We start from the raw sequence: 18,264 nt of genomic DNA, 5'->3' as shown, positions 1-18,264 counted from the left end.
ACCGGCCGCACGCAGGCGGACAGGGCCGAACCCCACCGGCCGCCCCAGCGAACCGTCACGGCCGGGAGCGCATCGCACGTGCCACACGCCGGGCAACCCGGCCGTACCCCGCTCCGGAACCCCGGCCGCGCACCGGCAGCAGGGCCCGCCCTCTCAGGGGCAGGGCAGGCGCGACTTTTGTCGGTTCCGTAGGGCAACATAAGCGGTGTGCTACTGATCGACGTCGTCCGCGTCTCCGAGGCCGTGGCCAGGACCTCCGCCCGGCTGGGCAAGATCGGTCACCTGGCCGAGCTACTGGGCCGGGTCGGCGCCGACGAGGCGGAGATCGCGATCGCGTACCTGTCCGGTGAGCTCCCCCAGCGCCAGATCGGGGTCGGCTGGCGCACGCTGCAGGACCCGCCCTCGCCCAAACTCGTCGCCACCGCCACCCTCACCGACGTCGACGCCCTCCTGACCCGCATCAAGGCCGTCTCGGGCCCCGGTTCGCAGGCCGCGCGCAAGGCCATGGTCGAGGAGCTGTTCACCGCCGTCACGAGCCAGGAGCAGTCCTTCCTGCTGCGGCTGCTCTCCGGCGAGCTGCGACAGGGCGCGCTCGACGGCGTCATGATCGAGGCCATCGCGAAGGCCTCAGACGCGGCCTCGGCCGACGTACGGCGCGCGCTCACCCTGCGCGGCTGGCTCCCCGCTGTCGGCGCGGCCGCGCTGTCCGGCGGCGTCGAGGCGTTGCGCGCCTTCAAGCTGGAGGTGGGCCGCCCCGTCGCCCCCATGCTCGCCGGCAGCGCGCCCAACGTCGCCGCCGTGCTCGAGAAGATCGGCGGCGAAGCGGCGCTGGAGTGGAAGCTCGACGGCGTCCGCGTGCAGACGCACCGCTCGGGTGACGACGTCAGGGTCTTCACCCGCACCCTCGACGACATCACCGACCAGGTCCCCGAACTGGTCGAGGCGGTGCTCGCGCTGCCCTCGACCGATCTGGTGCTCGACGGCGAGGTCATCGCGCTGCGTCCCGACGGCCGCCCCCAGCCGTTCCAGGTGACCGCCAGCAGGGTCAGCAGCAAGACCGGCGTGCCCAGGTTGCGCGAGAAGACCCCGCTCAGCGTCTTCTTCTTCGACGCGCTCAGGGTCGACGGCGCCGACCTGCTCGACCTGCCGTACGGCGAGCGCCAGCAGCGGCTCGCCACGGCCGTTCCCCCGGAGCTGCTCACCCCTCGCCTGGTCACCGGCGACCTGCCCGCCGCCGAGTCCTTCTTCACCGAAGTCGTACGGCGCGGCCACGAGGGCCTGGTCGCCAAGTCCCTCACCTCCCCCTATGCGGCCGGCCGGCGCGGGGCGGGCTGGATCAAGGTCAAACCCCGCCACACGCTCGACCTGGTCGTGCTGGCCGCCGAATGGGGCCACGGCCGGCGCGAGGGCAAGCTGTCCAACCTCCACCTGGGCGCCCGCGACCCTGACAGCGGGGCGTTCGTCATGCTGGGCAAGACGTTCAAGGGGCTGACCGACGAGCTGCTCGCCTGGCAGACCGAACGCTTCCTGGAGATCGCCGACGGCCCCACCGACGGCTGGACGGTCGCGCTCAGGCCCGAACTGGTCGTGGAGATCGCCTTCGACGGCGTCCAGCGCTCGCCCCGCTATCCGGGCGGGATGGCGCTACGGTTCGCGCGAGTCCTGCGGTACCGGCCGGACAAGCGTGCCGAGGACGCCGACACAGTCGAGACCGTGCGCTCCCTGATGCTGTAACCCGGCTTCCAGGTCGGCCGCCCGGGGTCCAGCCCTCCTCTCAGACCAGCGCGCTTCTTGGGTCCGGCGGCCTGTCCGACCACCACGCCTCTTGCGTCAGCCCTCCTCCCGGCCGACTGAGCCTCAAGCCAACCTCCCTTCAGCCGGGCAGCACGCCTCCCCTTTCGGCCGGGCAGCACGCCTCCCCTTTCGGCCGAGCAGCACGCCTCCCCTTTCAACCGAGCAGCACGCCTCCCTTCGGCCGGCAGCACGCCGGCAGGCGACGCCCTACGATTCGGACGCCCGCGAGGTGCGACATCCCTGATTCGGTGCGTCCGCCACAGTCCGGCAGCCGCGATTCAGACACCCGCCAGAGCGTCCGGGAGCGGACGCCTACCAGAGTCCGACGCCTCACGATGGGGCCGTCCGCCCACGTTCCGGATCGTGCGGTTCTCGATAAATCCCAAGATCAAGGGCGTAGTGTCGATCGTCGGCAACCCTTTCGTGACCAAAGTGGGATATGTCACGTAATGTCCCATTAAGTTGCCTTTACCTCCTCTTTGTCACGTATGTTCGGCGCGTTGCGAAGCGCTCGCCGCCTCGCCCAGGGATCCGGCCGACGCGTGTCCCCCACCCCTGCCCGTCTGGCCTTTCCCTGTCCTATCCCCTATCTAGGACTGTGGTTTCCCTTGGGTCAGCATTCGACCAAGTCGTCACGCAAGAACCCGCTCGGCCGTCTCATGGCCCCCGGCAGGCGTCGCTGGACGACCGTCGCGGCAGGCGCCGCCGTACTGGCCGCCGCCTCGACCACCGCATGGGCCGCCGTCGCCAACGGCGACTCGCCAGAGACCTCGGCCGTGGGCCTCGCCGCGGCCGTCGCACCGGGAAGCTCGCCCACCGGCACCCCGTCGCTCTCCCCTTCCGCCGCCTCGACCCGGACCGCCTCGGCCTCCCCCTCCGCGTCGACCTCGGCCGCCACCTCCCCTTCGGTCTCCCCCACCCCGCGGGTCACCCCCTCGGCTTCGGCTTCGGCCCGGGAGACCGCCTCGGACTCCGCGCGCGGGTCTTCCTCCACATCGAACGTGGACCGCGGGTCTTCCTCCACATCGTCCGCAGACCGCGCGTCGTCCGCGAACGGCGAGAAGAACGCGACGTCCAAGCACGCCACCTCGGCCGAGTCATCCAAGGTCGCCGACAGGCCCGCCAAGCAGAGGGCGCGCGTGATCTCCACAGGCAGGTGTGGCGCCTCGTTCTACGACGAGCCCCAGATGACGGCCAGCGGCGAACGCTTCGACCCGTCGGCCATGACCGCGGCGCACAAGTCGCTCCCGCTGGGCAGCAAGGTCCGCGTCATCAACCCGTCGAACGGCAAGGCCGTCGTCGTCCGCATCAACGACCGCGGACCCTACACCGGCGGACGATGCCTCGACCTGTCCGCGGCCGCCTTCTCCGCCATCGGGAGCACGAGCGCGGGCGTGATGACCGTCAAGTACCAGGTCCTCGCGGCCTAGGCGCTTCCCCCTGCGGGAACTTACTCGCGGCCGGACCCCGTCGGACGACACATCCCCCCAGACCTACCAACGGCGCCCGGCCGCACCCCCACCATCGCCCGTCCGGACGTTCCCATCGGCATTTCGGACGTTCCCACCGCCGTTGAGGCGTTCCCATCTCCCCACTGACATTCGGGCGTTCCCGCCAGCATTTCGGACGTTCCCACCGCTGTTGAGGCGTTCCCGCCGCCCCGCAGACTCCCCACCGGCATTCGGGCGTTCCCGCCGCGTTTGGATGTCTCCACCGCCCCGCCGACTTCCCACCGCCGTTGGGACGTTCCCACCGCCGTTTGGATGTTCCACCGCCCCGCAGGCTTCCCCCCGCCGTTGGGACGTTCCCACCGCCGTTTGGATGTTCCACCGCCCCGCAGGCTTCCCCCCGCCGTTGGACCGCCGGACGTTCTCTGCCGTTCGGACGTCCCACCGCTCCGCGGATGTTCCCCCTCCCGAGCCTCGTCCACGCGCCCGCGCTCCCGACCCCTCGCGGGTGCGTCCCGTCCCGGCGCTCCTCCGCGTGTCCCCCTCGGCACAGCGCGCACCACATCGGCACCTGGCCCGTCGTCCTGCGGTAAGCCCTCTCCCCACCCAACCGCACGACCTTCGCCCCCGCGCCGCTCCCCACTCGCGCCGCCACATCCGCGCACGGCCTGCTGCTCGTGCACAGCCTGCTCGTGCACAGCCTGCTCGTGCACAGCCTGCTCGTGCACAGCCTGCTCGTGCACAGCCTGCTCGTGCACAGCCTGCTCGTGCACAGCCTGCTCGTGCACGGCCTGCTCGGGGGTGCTGCGGGTGGCGGCGCCCGGCATGCTCAGTCCTTGCGTGCCCGGCACCCCCTGCGGACAGCTTCCGCGCACACCCCCTCGTGTACGACACCCCCGTTTGGCGGTGCCGTGCACGCCCGCGCTGCGTGCCCAGCATCTGCCGTGCATGACGTCCGCACAGCGCCCCCTCGGGCACGACACTCCGTATGGCGGCACGCCCAGCGCCTGTCCGCCCTGCACCCCATGCACGGGGCTTCCGTGCACGCACCCCGCGCATGACACCCCGTATGGCGGCACCCCGCGGGCCCCGCCCGCTCCCGCCCGAACCCGTGCCCGGCCAAACCCATACGTGCCCGGCCCCGCGCGTGCGGTGCACCGGCTCAGGGTCGCGGAGCGCGGGAGATCACTTCACCAGGCGGACCGTCAGCGGGTAGCGGAAGTCGTTCTCGGCCAGCGCCGACACACCACCGACGATCGCCAGGACGAACGCGGCGACCCAGATCACCGGGATGAGCACGACCCCCACGATCGTGAACGGCAGCAGCAGCGTCGCGCCCAGCACGGTCAGGTGGAAGTTCAGCGCCTCGACCGCGTGGTGCCGGATGTACGGCGAGGTCTTGCCGCCTGTGAGCAGCAGGATCAGCGGTCCGACGATGATCAGCCCGAGCAGGCCGAGCAGGTGGGCCGCTGCGCCACCGACGCGTTCGTTGCTGTCTGCCGGCAATCCCTGCGGTTTGGGCATCGGGCGGGAAGCGGCCATGGGCGGCGCGGCGATCGACTGCCAGTTGCGCTGCGGGCCGTACAGCTCGGTCATGATGGGCATGAGTTCGCCGTGGGTGCGCGCGGTCATGGCTTTGCCGAGGCGCTCGTCGAACTCGTACTTGTCGAACCGTCCTTCGGCGTACGCTGCCTTGACGTGCTCGACCACGTGCTCGCGGTCCTGGTTGGTGACGCGCAACTCCATCGGCGGCACCGTGCCGTGCCCCCGGGATGTCGGCGCTGGTGTTTGTGCCGATGCCATGAATGCCATGCCTTTCCTCGACGGGCCATCTGAGGTCATCCTCCTCCGCGCCCTCGGTGGGGTACATCGGGAGAAACCCCGATCTCTCCCCGATAACAGCCCCGACGCGGCAGGGCGGCGAACGATATAAAAAGGAGGCATGAGATGGCGAGACCGCTACGGACTGCGGCGCTGGCGCGGGAACAAGGTCGCGAAGTTCGACCGTGAAGCGACCGACGCCGATATCGAGGCGCTCATCGCCTTCGCCAAGTCGCGGCGCGGCGTGGAGTTCTTCGTCGAGCCCGAGACCTTCGCCACTGACACGACCGCCGTCGCCATCGCCGACGATGGCGAGTGGACCAGGCGCCGGGTTGGCTCACCCCAGGTGATCCGCAAGGTGGCGCGCGACTTAGCGCTGCCTGTCTACGATGTCCAGCTGACCGGCTACCCGCCGCGCATGCGGGCCTACAACGAGCGCCGCAAGCGCGAGGATCTGGGCTGACCCAGCTCCCGCGCGGTGCTCTTCCCGGCGGTCGCGACATCGTACGCGCACCGCCTTCCCGTGTTTCCTCCTTCACTCTTGGGCCGCACGAATCCCGGCTCCGGTAGCGCACGGCCCCTGGCGGTGGCCAAGGGGCCGGCCATGCGCAGGCGCGTCCTCTCGCGGGCGAGAGGGTCGTGTCCGTCGGGAACCGACCGCGTTGTGTGCCGCCGCGCCCGCACTCTCGACGTGCCACGCGAATCGTGCGCCGCACTGCGAACCTGCGACGGGCTGGACGAACCGGCGGGCACGACACACCGCGAGACGGGGACGCACGAACCCTGGGGCGTGCCGTACGAGCCGGCGGCGATCTGACGACAACCGCGGTCTCGGGGTCGAGCGGCTGATCACGTCGACGTGCCGGTCGCATGAGAACTCCACGTTACGAAGGGGTTGCGATCACCGGGGCTTCAGGTGTTAAAACACTACCAACTGATAGGTAGTTTTTGTTGCTGCACGTCCTCACCCCCAGGGGGATCCATGCCGGTTTCCAACCGAACGGCCGCCGTCGCCGCCCTCGCCGTTCTCACCCTGCTCGGCACGGCCTGTTCGGGCGGCGGCTCGACCTCCGCGCCCGCCGGCGAGAAGGTGCTGACCCTCTCCGCGCCCGCCGACGTGTCGAGTTGGGATCCCGCGATGGGCGCGGGCGCGACGTCCGTCGTCTATCTGCAGGCCGTCTACTCCTCGCTCACGACCCTGAACCCCGACCTGTCGATCACGCCCGGTCTGGCCAGTGGCTGGACGTACGACACCGGCAAGACCACGCTCACCATGAAGCTGCGTGACAACGTGGTCTTCTCCGACGGCACGAAGCTGGACGCCCCCGCGGTGAAGGCGAACCTCGACCGGGGTCGCGCCACCACTGGTCCCACCCAGTCGGCGCTGGCAACGGTCGCATCCGTCGACGTCACGAACCCCACCGAGGTCGTGCTCAAGCTGAAGAAGCCCGACCCCGGACTGCTGTTCAACCTGAGCCTCGTGCCCGGCATGATCGCCAGTCCGAAGGCGTTCGGCACACTCAAGACCAACCCGGTCGGCAGCGGCCCCTACCTGCTCGATCTGTCGGCATCCACCCGCGGCTCCTCCTACACTTTCACGCGCAACGCGAAGTACAACCTTCCGGTGACGTACGGCTTCGACAAGCTGCAGGTCAAGGCGCTGCCCGACACCAACGCCATGCTCACGGCCGCCACGAGCGGCCAGGTGGACACGGGCGGCATCCCCATGTCGGGGCTGAACGCCGCGAAGGCGGCCGGCCTGCAGTACAAGGAGATGACGGGGCTCATCCTCGGCATGTGGATCGTCGACCGCGCCGGCAAGCTCGCTCCGCCGCTGGCGAAGCTGAAGGTCAGGCAGGCCATCAACCACGGCCTCGACGCCGAGGGCATCCTCAGGTCGGTCGGCGGGGGCTCGGGCAGGCGGACGACGCAGATGTTCGCGGCGGGCTCGCCCGCTTTCGTCGACGAGCTCAACGCGCGATACCCCTACGACCCCGCGAAGGCCAAGAAGCTGCTGGCCGAGGCCGGATACCCGAACGGGTTCACGCTCACGCTGCCGAGCGAGAACGCCTACGTGCCGACGCTGTACCCGGTCGTCGCCCAGCAGCTCGCCCAGATCGGGATCAAGGTCGTCTACAAACCGGTGTCCACCAACCAGATCACTCAGCAGTACCTGGCGGGCACGTACCCGGCGTTCATGTACACCTACACCGCCACCCAGAACTGGATCGACGCCTCCCTGTTCCTCGCGGCGGGCGGGGTGTTCAACCCGTTCCACGTCGACGACCAGACGATCTCGAAGCTGATGGAGGAGATCTCCGTCGCCGACGAGGCCAAGCAGGCGGAGCTGTTCAAGGAGCTGAACACCTACGTCGTCGACCAGGCCTGGTTCGCCCCGCTGTACTCCTCGACCAGCCTCCTGGTCTGGAACAGGAGCAAGGTGAAGATCGACGTGCCCGACACGCAGCTCTTCGTCTTCCTTCGCGACTACCAGCCGGCGGTCTGACCGGTGCGCGCGCTCCTGGTACGGCGGCTGGCCGCGGCGGCCGTCCTCCTCATCGTGATCACCGCGCTCATCTTCGGACTCACCAGTCTGGTGCCCGACCCCACCCAGCAGATCCTCGGCGTGACCGCCACGGCCGACCAGTTCGTGGCCAAACAGCATGAACTGGGGCTGGATCGGCCGGTGGGCGTCCGGTATCTGGCATGGCTCGGCGACGCCGTACGCGGAGATCTCGGCGTGTCCTGGTTCACGGGCGTGCCCGTCGCCGACACGATCACCGCACGGCTGCCGATCACCGCGTCGCTCGCCGTGCCGGCGACGCTCGTCTCGGCGTTCCTCGGCATCGCGTACGGCATGCTCGCCGCCATCCGCGGCGGATGGGTGGACAGGACGGTCCAGGTGCTGGCGAGTATCGGCTTCGCCGTACCTGGCATGTGGATCGCGCTGCTGCTCGTCATCGTGTTCGCGGTGAACCTGCCATGGCTGCCCGCCACCGGCTACGTGTCGATCAGCCAGAGCCCCGTGCAGTGGATCAGGTCGCTGATCCTGCCCGTCACGGCGATCGCCATCGGATCCGTGGCCGCGATCGCGGCACAGACCCGCAGCGCGGTGGCGTGGGTGCTCGCGCAGGACTACGTGCGCACGCTGCGCAGCCGCGGACTGCCACGCGGGCGGTTGCTCCTGCGGCACGTGCTGCGCAATGCGGCGCCGACCGCGCTGACCGTCGTCAGCCTGCAGTTCATCGGCCTGTTCGGTGGCGCGATCGTGGTCGAGCAGGTCTTCGCCATCCAAGGGCTCGGCAGCCTCGCTTCCGCCAGTGCCAGTAGGTCGGACATTCCCGTCGTGCTCGGCGTCGTCGTGGTCGGCGTCGTCGTCGTGCTCGCCGTCAACCTGGTCGTCGACCTGCTGGTCGGCTGGCTCGACCCGAAGGTGAGAACTCGATGACGCGCCCACACGGCCTGGTCACCGACCCCCACGCCGCCAGGCACGACCCGAAGGTGAGAACCCGATGACGCGCCCACACGGCCTGGTCACCGACCCCCACGCCGCCAGGCACGACCCGAAGGTGAGGCGCCCACACGACCTGCACGCCGCTGGATTCGACCCGAGAGTGAGGATCCGATGAGGCGCCTGCTCGGTCGGCCTGGCGCGGCGGTGTCCGCCGCGTTCCTCCTGGTCGTCTGTGTCGCCGCGGCGGCGGCCGACCTGCTCGCGCCCTATGCGGCCGACTTCGTCGACCTGCCCGCCGTGCTCGGCCCGCCGAGCGCCGCCCACCCGATGGGCGCGGACGGCTCCGGCAGGGACGTGCTGAGCCGGCTGCTGTTCGGCGCCCGCGACACGCTGGTCGGCGCGCTTCTGGCCACGGTCGTCGCGCTCGTGGTGGGCGTCACGGCGGGCATGCTCGCCGGATACTTCGCGCGCTGGGTGGACGCGGTGGCGAGCTGGGTCTTCAACCTGATGATGGCGTTGCCCGCCATCATCGTGGTGCTGGCGTTCGTCGCCGTCGCCGGGCCGGGACTGATCGGCATGATGGTCTTCGTCGGGTTCCTGGCCTCGCCGTCCATCTACCGGCTCGTCCGGGCCGCCACTCAGCGGGTGCGCGGCGAGCTCTACATCGACGCGGCGAAGGTCTCCGGCCTGTCCGACCTGCGCATCGTGCGCAGGCACGTGCTGTCGGTGGTCAGGTCGGCCGTCGTCGTGCAGGCGCCGCTGCTGTTCGGCGCGGCGATCCTGATCCAGGCGGGCATCACCTTCCTCGGGCTCGGCGAGCCGGGCGCGCCCAGCTGGGGCGCGATGCTCAACGACGCCGCGACCAACGTGTTCACCGCGCCATGGCTGTCGATCTGGCCCGGCGCGGCCATCGCGCTCACCGTCCTCGCGGTCACCCTGCTGGGCAACGCCGTACGCGACGGCCTCGAACCGGCCCGTGCTCCCGCCGCAGCGCCCCCTGCCTCCGCGCCGCCCGCCCCTCACACCGACGCCCTCCTGACGATCACCGGCCTGACCGTCGCCCATGGTCCCGTCACGGTCGTCGACGCGGTGTCGCTCGCGGTACGGCGGGGCGAGGTGCTCGGGCTGGTCGGCGAGTCGGGCTCCGGCAAGACGCAGACCGTGCTGGCCGTGCTCGGACTGCTGCCCGGCACAGGCCGGATCACCGGCGGCGGCGTCGTGTTCGACGGCACGGAGCTGACCGGGCTGTCCGAACGGGACCTCAACCGGATGCGCGGCCGACGCATCGGGTACGTGTCGCAGGAGCCCATGGCCAACCTCGACCCCAGCTTCAGGGTCGGCAGCCAGCTCATCGAACCGATCATCGTCCACCTCGGGCTGTCCAGGCGCGAGGCGAAGCGGCGCGCGCTCGACCTGCTGGCCAGGGTCGGCATCGCGGACCCCGCGCGGATCTACCGGTCGTTCCCGCACGAGATCTCCGGAGGCACGGCGCAGCGGGTGCTGATCGCGGGTGCCGTGTCCTGCGATCCCGACCTGCTGATAGCCGACGAGCCGACGACCGCGCTCGACGTCACGGTGCAGGCGGAGGTGCTCGATCTGCTGCGGTCGCTGCAACGCGAGCGCGGGATGGCTGTGCTGATCGTCACCCATGACCTGGGAGTGGTGGCGGACATGTGCGATCGCGTGGCGGTGATGCGGGACGGCCGGCTCGTGGAGACGGCGCCCGCCGCCCGGCTGTTCGCTGCGCCCGCCGAGCCGTACACAGTCACGCTGCTGGCCGCCAACCCGCACAACGCGACACCCCGGCGCCCTGCACCTCGGGTGACGCGGACCAACGGGAAGGCGCATCCCGGACGGTCCGCGCCCGTCCCCGGCCTCTCCGTCAGCGGCCCGAACCCGGGCCGACCCAATCCAAACGGGCCAATCCCAGTCGGGTCGATCGCAGGCGGACCCGATCCAAGCGGACCCGTCCCAGGCGGGCCGGTCTTCGGCGGGCCGCTGCTGGAGGTGGATCGACTGTGCGTGGACTTCAGGCAGCGGGGCCGGCGCAGGCCGCCGCTGCGGGTGCTGCGCGAGGTCAGTCTCGCCCTCGCCGCGGGTGAGACGCTCGGCCTGGTCGGGGAGTCGGGCTCTGGGAAGACCACGCTGGGCAGGGCGGTGCTCGGACTGGCCCCCATCACCGGGGGCGCCATCCGGTTCGACGGCGGCCCTCCGGCTCCGCGCGAGGCGAGGGCGAGGGACGTGCAGGCGGTGTTCCAGGATCCGTACAGCTCGCTGAACCCGGCCATGCGCATCCACGACATCCTCGTCGAGCCGCTGCTCGTGGCCGGGAGGCACACCGCCGCCGATGCCGACAGGCGTATCAGGTCGCTTCTCGACAGGGTGGGGCTGCCCGCCGGCACCGGCGAGCGGCGAGCCCGCGAACTGTCCGGCGGGCAACGTCAGCGGGTGGCCATCGCCCGCGCGCTGGCGCTGGGACCCAGATTGATCATCTGTGACGAGCCGGTGAGCGCGCTCGACGTGTCCACCCAGGCGCAGGTGCTCGACCTGCTCATCGAGATCCAGCGGGACACCGGGGTGGCGTACCTGTTCATCTCGCATGACCTGGCCGTGGTGCGGCACGTCAGCGACCGCGTGGCAGTGATGGCGCAGGGCCGGATCGTCGAGACCGGAGACGCCGAGCAGGTCACGACGAATCCGCGCGACCCCTACACGCGGCGGCTGCTGCTGTCGGCTCTGGTGCCCGATCCGGAGGAGCAGGCCGAACGGCGCGCTGCCCGGCTGGCGATGTTCCCGAGCTCGACGTGAGGATTGCCGAGCTTGAGCGGCTGGCCGGTCGTGGAACCACGCGGCTCGGGTGAATCGGAAAGGCTTCATGAGAGGGCCTCCTCTCTCTCGTCGAGGACGGCGGTGAGCGGCAGCAACCAGCTCGCCCGCGGCGCGCCCATGGCCGCGTCGAGTTCGGCTGGACTCGGCATGCGGTCGCGCAGCACGGCGGGCGAGAGGAGCTGCTGGAGCGCGTGCATCAGAAGCTTGGCCATCGAGTAGCCGGGGTCGATGGCCAAAGCGCGTTCGAGGGCGATGGTCGCGAGGACGCACTCGCCGCCGCGCCAGGCCGACATCGCGAGGAGAGCGGCCGCAGGCGGGACGAAGCGCGGTTCGAGCCGCCGCGTGAGGTCCCTCCAGAGGGCGAGGTGGGCGGGCTGAGTGGCGTCGTCGAGGAGGGTCCAGGCCTCGTCACGGATCCTGATCACGGACAGGTCGAGCCCCAGGCGGGCGACCTCCTTGTCCTCGATCCTCGCCCCTGCCTTGGCGGTCTCGATGGCGGCGCGGACCCTGGCCAGACCTTCGGCGACGAACCGCTGAGCGAAGTGGTCGGCGTCGGGGGCTTCGGCCATGGTGGCGCGGAGAGCGGCGACCGCCCCCGCGGTGGCCTGGCGCATCGACAGCCGCACGGGGCCCGCGTGGGGCGCGATCGTGGCCTCCAGGGTGGCGCGATCGGGTAGGGCGACCAGGCCCTGCACGGTCGCTTCAGCGGCTATCTGGCTGGTGGAGGTGTCGTACGGCGTGCCGTCCAGCGGACAGCAGTCGGGCAGGTCGCACACGTACGACCAGTAGCGGCCCTCATGAGCGCGCAGGACCTCGCAGGGGACGACGCCGCACCATTTGGCGATGGAGCCGAGCTCGTCGACGGCAGAGGTGACACGGGCGCGCGTGCCGTACCCGACGGCGACGAGATGGGTGATCGACTCTCTGGCGAACAGCGCGGCGAGGGGGCGCAGCGAGCCTGGCGACAGCGGCAGGTCCCAGCGTGCGCAGACGCGCATCTCGCCATGGCCGACGCCGCCCGCCAGCCCGATGACGACCAGGCTGTCGGTCGGGTGGAAGCCGACGATGTACGGCACGGCGGCCAGGACGTCGGCGGGCGTGGTCAGGGTGAGTGCCGGTTCGGTGAGGTGGGTGCTCATGGGGCATGAGGGTGCCGGGTGAGGGGTGGGGACGTTTCGGGCGAGCGTGGTTCTGTGGATGGCGTCGGTCGCACTCGCTGGCCTGTGGATGGGGCCGTCGTGCCCGCCGCCATACGGACAGCCGCCCTCGCACCCGCGGCCTGTGGAAGGCGTGGATGGGGCCGTGGTGCCCGCCGCCCTACGGACAGCCGCTGTCCCACCCGCGGCCTGTGGAAGGCGTGGATGGGGCGTCGTGCCCGCCGGCTGGACTACGGATGGTGGTGGTACTGGTGAGCCGTGAAATGGGTGGCCGGATGCGCGGCGATCCCGGCCTCCTCGATGCGAAGGCGGCAGGTGAGGAGCGCGCAGTCCACCGTTCTCAGCGGAGGCCGGCGCGGGCGACCGGAGGCGGCGAGCGTGGAACGGCGCCAGGTGCGACCGTGGACAAGCCCCTGAAGACGCGTGCATGTGACGGTCCGTGCGCGCGAGTCCGGAAAGGGCCGGGCATACAAAGGCGCGTACGGCGCGGAAGGCGAGGCATGCGAAGGCGCGGAAGGCGAGGCATGCGAAGGCGCGTGCGGTGCGGGCGGGGAATGGCGGGGAGCGCGGGTCAGCGGAGGGTGGCGCGGGTGAGGGCGCCGGGTTCCGGGCCGGTCTGGGTGATCACGGTGCCGTCGGCGGACCACATGCCCGAGCGGCCGGCGGCCGCCGTGTAGCTCTCGCCCGTCGACCCCGCGAAGCTCGCCACCGCGACCCGCACGCCGTGCTCGATCGCGACGCGGCGGGCGCGCTCGTCCTGGACCGCCGTCTCCTCCGCGTGCTTCAGCGTGCCCCCGACGTACACGTCGATCCCCAGGGCGGCGGTGTCGGACGCGTGCTGGGGCACGCCCATGTCCTTGCAGATCGCGAGGCCGAGCCGCCACCCGTCCACCTCGTGGACGGCGGGCTTGGCACCGGGGGCGAACCGTTCGGCCTCGGCGTTGCCGAGCCACAGCTTGTGATAGGCCACGCGGGCACCGACGCCGTCGACGGCCAGCATGGAGATGTGCGGGTCGCCTTCCTCTCCGGCGACGGGCGCGCCGACCAGTGCGAGCGATCCCGTGTCCGCGCAGGCCGAGACGATGGGCGCCAGGCGGGGGTCCACGGCCGTGATGACCGGAGCGTCGAGGTGGTAGCCCGTCAGGGAGAGCTCGGGGAACACCACCACGCGGGCCCCCGCGGCGCGGATCGCCGCCGCGTGCGCGGCCGCGTTGGCCGCCACGTCGTACGGCACGCAAGAAGGCTGGGCGACTGCGATGACAAGTGGTGCGCGCATCCGGACTCCCCTCAATGCCTCATGAGTCCCGCCTCACCCACAAAATGTACGACGACGGTATTACCAGGATGTTTCCTGCGTTTCCCTTGTCCCCCTGGTTCCCGGCAACTGTCCTTCTATTTCCCGGCAGCTCCAGTCTCCCGGCAACGCCCGTTTCCCGGCAGCTCCAGTCTCCCGGCAACGCCCGTTTCCCGGCAGCTCCAGTCTCCCGGCAACGCCTGTTTCCCGGCACGCTAGGCATGCGCGGGAGGCAGGGCGGCAAGCCGCGAGCGCACCATCAGGGCCGCCCCCGCCACGGCCGCGGGCATCGCGATCACCGCCACGAAGGGCACCAGGAACAGCAGGAAGACCAGCACCCCGAACCCCAGCGCGGGGGCCTTGTTGGCGCGGAGCACCCCGAAGCGGGCCTTACGGTTCATGCCCCGCCGTTCCATCGCCAGCGACGTCAGCTCCACCGTCAGGAAGAAGCCGGACACGAGCGCGCCCAGCACCGGCACCACCGTCTGCCCGATGACCGGCACGAACCCGAGGAAGAACAGCGGGATCGTGAACATCAGCGCGTACAGCAGCGTCACCAGGCTGTCCTTGAGCGAGCGCGGGATCGACCGCCACCACGGCACGTCGTCCGCCCCCTGCAGGGGATCCACCTTCTCCGACAGCTTTTCGTAGAACGGCTCCCCGATGGCCAGCGTGAGCGCGGTGAACGTCAGCACCGCAAGCGCCAGCCCGCCGATGAACAGCAGTACCCCGAGCGCTCCCCTGAAGAAGTCGCGCCACCCTGGAGACCAGCCGTCGGCGAACGGAGTGAGGAAGTCGGCGATCTCGCTGGCGTTGTTGCCCAGGTAGACCAGCGCGGCGACGTAGACGGCGAACGCGATCAGCGCGGGGATGAGCCCGAAGGCCCACCATCTGCCGTTCCTCGCCACCCAGCCGACACCCTGGAAGAAGAACCCGATGCCACCGGCGAACTCCCGCAATGATCGCATGGGGAGAAACTAGCGCCAGAAGTCGGTCACCGCGTAACCGAGTTCCGCGAACAGCTCGCGAACGAGCGGCAGGGAGATGCCCAGCACGTTGCCGTGGTCGCCCTCGATGCCCTCGACGAACCAGCCGCCTAGCCCGTCGAGGGTGAAGGCGCCCGCCACGTGCAGGGGCTCGCCGCTGGCGACGTAGGCGGCGAGTTCGGCTTCGGACGGCATGCCGAACCGCACCGTCGTGGACGCCACCTCGGCGGCCCGCCGTCCCGTGGCGACGTCGATCACGCAGTGACCGGTCAGCAGCCGCCCGGTCCTGCCGCGCATCATCCGCCAGCGCGCCAGTGCCTCGTCCGCGGTGCCAGGCTTGCCGTACGGCCTGCCGTCCAGTTCGAGGATGGAGTCGCAGCCGATGACCAGGCCCTCGCTGAGCCCCTCGGCGACGGCCTGGGCCTTGGCGACGGCCAGCTTCAGCGGCAGGTCGGCGGCGAGGACGGCGGTGAAGGCCTCCTCGTCGACCCCGCTCACGATCACCTTGGGATCGAGCCCGGCGCTGCGGAGCAGGGCGAGACGGGCGGGCGAGGCGGAGGCGAGCACGATCACCTGGTCAGTTTAACGGGACCCCGTCCCTGCCCGCCCCGGCCTCGGCAGGACCCGGCGTCACCCGCAGGGCCGCTTGTCTCCTGACCCGCAGCCATGCCGCGGTGCCTGCCTCACCAGTCGGGGTTGGTGTTCTCCTGATCAGCCGACTGGGGCCGGCGCTGCCCCGGTGCCTGCTGCTCCGCCGGAGCCTGCTGTCCCGGCTCCCGCGCCTGTGACGTCTGGGGCCCGGACGGCTCGGGCCGGGACGACTCGGGTGAGGGCTGCGGCCCGCCCAGCAGGCCGCCCAGCAGGTCTCCCAGACCGCCCGCGCCCGCTCCGCCGGCGCCGCCGCCCAGGATGCTCCTGAGCAGCTCGCCCAGCACGTCGTTCATCCCGCCGGGAGCCGTGGACTGCTCCTTGTTGAGGTCGTCGGCCACCGCGCCCGCGTCCATGCCCTGCCTGCTGGCCCTGTTCGCCAGGATCGACATCACGATCGGCGCGAGCGCGGCCAGCACCTTGAGGATCGTCGCCGAGTTGAGCCCGGCGAACTGCGAGATCCCGTCGGCCGCCTGCTCGGTCCCCTGGCGTCCGAGCAGGTGGCCGAGGATGCCGCGCCCCTCCTGTTCCAGGTCGGAGGGATCGGCGCTGAAGGGGTCGCTGTCGACGTGGTCGTCCAGCGCCGCGCGCAGGGCTTGGGCGCCCTGCGGTTCGCCCGTGTTGTAGGCCATGCCGCCGACGATGGTGGTGACCGCTGCCTCTACCACGGTGCGGGCCTGCGTGGTGTCGGTGCCGAGCAACCCGGCGATCTGCTCGAGTCCGGGATCTCCGAGGCGGGCGAAGATTTCATCGTTGAGAGTCACACCGGGCAAGGTGCCCGGACCCATGCCCCGATAAGACCACAAAGGGGTCAAAGCGGGCCGTCGAGCGACCCGCTTCGATGACCCTAGTGCGGCTTGGGCTCGATGGCCGGCCTGTTGGCGCGCGGCAGCCCGGCCGCCGCGTAAGCCTGTGCCTCGTCCAGCGTCTCCTGCTCCAGCAGCGCCACGACGATGGCCTCCAGCCTGTCCCTGTTCTCGTTGAGCACCCTGACGGCCGCCTCGTAGCACTCGTCGACGATCCGCCGCACCTCCTCGTCCAGCGCGGCGAGCGTGTGCGGGGCGGCCTGTGGCTGGCCGTCGTTCGGCAGGATCGTCAGCGGGCCGATCTTCTCCGACATGCCCCACCTGCCGACCATGCCGCGCGCGATCATCGTGACCTGCTCGAGGTCGTTCTCCGCGCCCGTGGTGATGACGCCGTAGATGACCTGCTCGGCCGCCATGCCGCCGAGTGCGCCGATGATGCGTCCGCGCAGGTACTTCTCGTCGTACGCGTAGCGGTCGGTATCGGGCGTGGACAGCGTCACGCCGAGCGCCCTGCCGCGCGGGATGATCGAGATCTTCCTGACCGGGTCCGCGCCCGGCTGGAGCATGCCGAGCAGCGCGTGCCCCGCCTCGTGGTAGGCGGTCCTCGTGCGCTCCTCCTGCGGCATGACGATCGAGCGGACCGCGCCGAGTTGCAGCTTCTCCAGCGCGTCGGCGAAGTCGGCCGAGGAGACCTTCTCCTTGCCGCGCTTGGCGGCCAGCAGCGCGGCCTCGTTGACGAGGTTGGCCAGGTCCGCGCCCGTCATGCCGGGCGAGGTCTTGGCGAGCTGCTCCAGACTCACGTCGCCGTCGAGGGGAACGCTCCTGGTGTGCACCTGCAGGATGGCGACCCTGCCTGCCGCGTCGGGCGGGGACACCATGACCGTACGGTCGAACCGTCCGGGACGCAGCAGCGCGGGATCGAGCACCTCGGGCCTGTTGGTGGCGCCGATCACGATGACACCCTCGGCCCCGGAGAAGCCGTCCATCTCGGTGAGGATCTGGTTGAGCGTCTGCTCGCGCTCGTCGTGCCCGCCGATGCCGCTGGCACCGCCCCTGGCCCGGCCGATGGCGTCGATCTCGTCGATGAAGATGATCGAGGGGGCGACCTTGCGGGCCTCCTCGAACAGATCCCGCACCCGCGAGGCGCCGACGCCGACGATCATCTCGATGAACTCCGACGCGCTGGCGGAGAAGAAGGGCACGTTGGCCTCGCCCGCGACGGCTCGCGCGAGCAGGGTCTTGCCCGTTCCCGGCGCTCCCGCGAGCAGGACGCCCTTGGGCAGCTTGGCGCCGAGGCGGCGGTACTTGTCAGGGTCTTTCAGGTAGTCGACGATCTCGACGAGCTCGTTCTCCACCTCGTCGATGCCCGCCACGTCCTCGAACGTGACGCGGATCTTGTCACTCGCGATCGGCTTGGCCGCCTTCGACTTCCCCAGACCGCCGAGCCCGCCGCCGCCCATCATGCTGGCGCCGCGCCGCATGACCCAGATCCACAGCGCCGCGAGGACGGCGATCGGCAGCAGCGACAGCAGCAGGTTGAGCAGGAAACCGCGGCTGCCCGTGCTGATGGGCTCGGCCTTGATCTCCACGCCCGCCGCGGTCAGCTGCTGGTAGAGCTGCTCGTCGTTGGCGAACACCGGGATCTCGGTGACGAACTTGGTGTACGACTTGTTGGAGCTGTCAGGGTCGGTCGCGGCCTTCTTCAGGTCTCCTGTGACGGAGTAGCCCTGGGCGTAGACCTCCTTGACGTTGCCGCCCGTCACCTGCTTGGTGAACTGGCTGTAGGAGATGGTCTCCATCTGCCCGTCGTCGAAGAACGACGAGATCAGGAAAAAGCCCGCGTACACCACGAGCAGCGTGATGACGAAGCGCCACCAGTTGATTTTGGGCCGGCCGCCCGCTCCTCCCCCTGGCAAGCCCTCGGCACGCCACGGCTTGGGCTCCTTGTCCGGCTCCTTCTTCGGCAAGCTCGAACGCTCAGCCACGGCGTCACTCCCCCAACATCGCCGCATTCTCTGTCGCTTCAC

14 protein-coding genes are annotated in these 18,264 nt (G+C 70.5%); 6 read left to right on the top strand and 8 right to left on the bottom strand.

Annotated features, from left to right (window positions below; genetic code table 11):
- Positions 1–207 precede the first annotated feature (207 nt).
- Entirely contained in the window at positions 208–1,734 is a 1,527-nt protein-coding gene (locus AC3EO4_RS45595; RefSeq protein WP_431902132.1) for an ATP-dependent DNA ligase, read from the top strand.
- 673 nt (positions 1,735–2,407) lie between these two features.
- Here the strand turns inward: AC3EO4_RS45595 and AC3EO4_RS45590 are convergent.
- Positions 2,408–2,872, bottom strand: a complete 465-nt coding sequence (locus AC3EO4_RS45590; protein WP_431902130.1) for a hypothetical protein — start codon at positions 2,870–2,872, stop codon at positions 2,408–2,410.
- Between the two features lie 61 nt (positions 2,873–2,933).
- On the opposite strand from AC3EO4_RS45590, the gene AC3EO4_RS45585 reads away from it, so the two are divergent.
- The gene (locus AC3EO4_RS45585) at positions 2,934–3,224 is read left to right on the top strand and encodes a septal ring lytic transglycosylase RlpA family protein (protein WP_379573546.1); all 291 of its coding nucleotides are present in this window, start codon (positions 2,934–2,936) and stop codon (positions 3,222–3,224) included.
- Positions 3,225–4,427: 1,203 nt separating this feature from the next.
- On the opposite strand, the gene AC3EO4_RS45580 is transcribed toward AC3EO4_RS45585, so the two are convergent.
- Entirely contained in the window at positions 4,428–4,988 is a 561-nt protein-coding gene (locus tag AC3EO4_RS45580) for a DUF1707 and DUF4870 domain-containing protein (protein WP_431902127.1), read from the bottom strand.
- A 196-nt stretch (positions 4,989–5,184) separates the two neighbouring features.
- Here AC3EO4_RS45580 and AC3EO4_RS45575 point away from each other — a divergent pair, with 196 nt between their 5' ends.
- The 4 genes from AC3EO4_RS45575 to AC3EO4_RS45560 all read left to right on the top strand — a co-directional run bounded on the left by AC3EO4_RS45575 (position 5,185) and on the right by AC3EO4_RS45560 (position 11,325).
- Entirely contained in the window at positions 5,185–5,526 is a 342-nt protein-coding gene (locus AC3EO4_RS45575; protein ID WP_354916601.1) for a hypothetical protein, read from the top strand.
- Positions 5,527–6,045: 519 nt separating this feature from the next.
- Positions 6,046–7,569: an ABC transporter substrate-binding protein gene (locus AC3EO4_RS45570; RefSeq protein ID WP_431902124.1), complete on the top strand. Its 1,524-nt coding sequence runs from the start codon at positions 6,046–6,048 to the stop codon at positions 7,567–7,569.
- A gap of 3 nt (positions 7,570–7,572) precedes the next feature.
- Complete coding sequence (locus tag AC3EO4_RS45565; protein ID WP_431902121.1) at positions 7,573–8,511, top strand: ABC transporter permease; 939 nt, start codon at positions 7,573–7,575, stop codon at positions 8,509–8,511.
- Between the two features lie 177 nt (positions 8,512–8,688).
- A complete protein-coding gene (locus AC3EO4_RS45560; RefSeq protein WP_431902120.1) occupies positions 8,689–11,325 on the top strand; it encodes a dipeptide ABC transporter ATP-binding protein in 2,637 nt (878 codons plus the stop codon).
- A gap of 65 nt (positions 11,326–11,390) precedes the next feature.
- Here AC3EO4_RS45560 and AC3EO4_RS45555 read toward each other — a convergent pair whose 3' ends face one another.
- From AC3EO4_RS45555 to ftsH, 6 genes are all read right to left on the bottom strand, one after another.
- A complete protein-coding gene (locus AC3EO4_RS45555; RefSeq protein WP_431902118.1) occupies positions 11,391–12,485 on the bottom strand; it encodes a DUF4192 domain-containing protein in 1,095 nt (364 codons plus the stop codon).
- 589 nt (positions 12,486–13,074) lie between these two features.
- Positions 13,075–13,779, bottom strand: coding sequence for a carbon-nitrogen hydrolase family protein (locus tag AC3EO4_RS45550; protein ID WP_431902117.1), 705 nt, complete (start codon positions 13,777–13,779; stop codon positions 13,075–13,077).
- Between the two features lie 233 nt (positions 13,780–14,012).
- Entirely contained in the window at positions 14,013–14,765 is a 753-nt protein-coding gene (locus AC3EO4_RS45545; protein ID WP_379573539.1) for an EI24 domain-containing protein, read from the bottom strand.
- A 9-nt stretch (positions 14,766–14,774) separates the two neighbouring features.
- Positions 14,775–15,356, bottom strand: a complete 582-nt coding sequence (locus AC3EO4_RS45540) for a Maf family protein (protein ID WP_379573538.1) — start codon at positions 15,354–15,356, stop codon at positions 14,775–14,777.
- Positions 15,357–15,466: 110 nt separating this feature from the next.
- Positions 15,467–16,195, bottom strand: coding sequence for a DUF937 domain-containing protein (locus tag AC3EO4_RS45535; protein WP_431902114.1), 729 nt, complete (start codon positions 16,193–16,195; stop codon positions 15,467–15,469).
- 83 nt (positions 16,196–16,278) lie between these two features.
- On the bottom strand, positions 16,279–18,222 hold the full coding sequence (ftsH, locus tag AC3EO4_RS45530; protein ID WP_379573536.1) for an ATP-dependent zinc metalloprotease FtsH: 1,944 nt from the start codon (positions 18,220–18,222) through the stop codon (positions 16,279–16,281).
- Positions 18,223–18,264: the final 42 nt, after the last annotated feature.

Source organism: Nonomuraea sp. bgisy101 (assembly GCF_057708945.1).
Note: the sequence above shows the minus strand (reverse complement) of the source record. Positions and strands in the feature narration are given on the sequence as shown.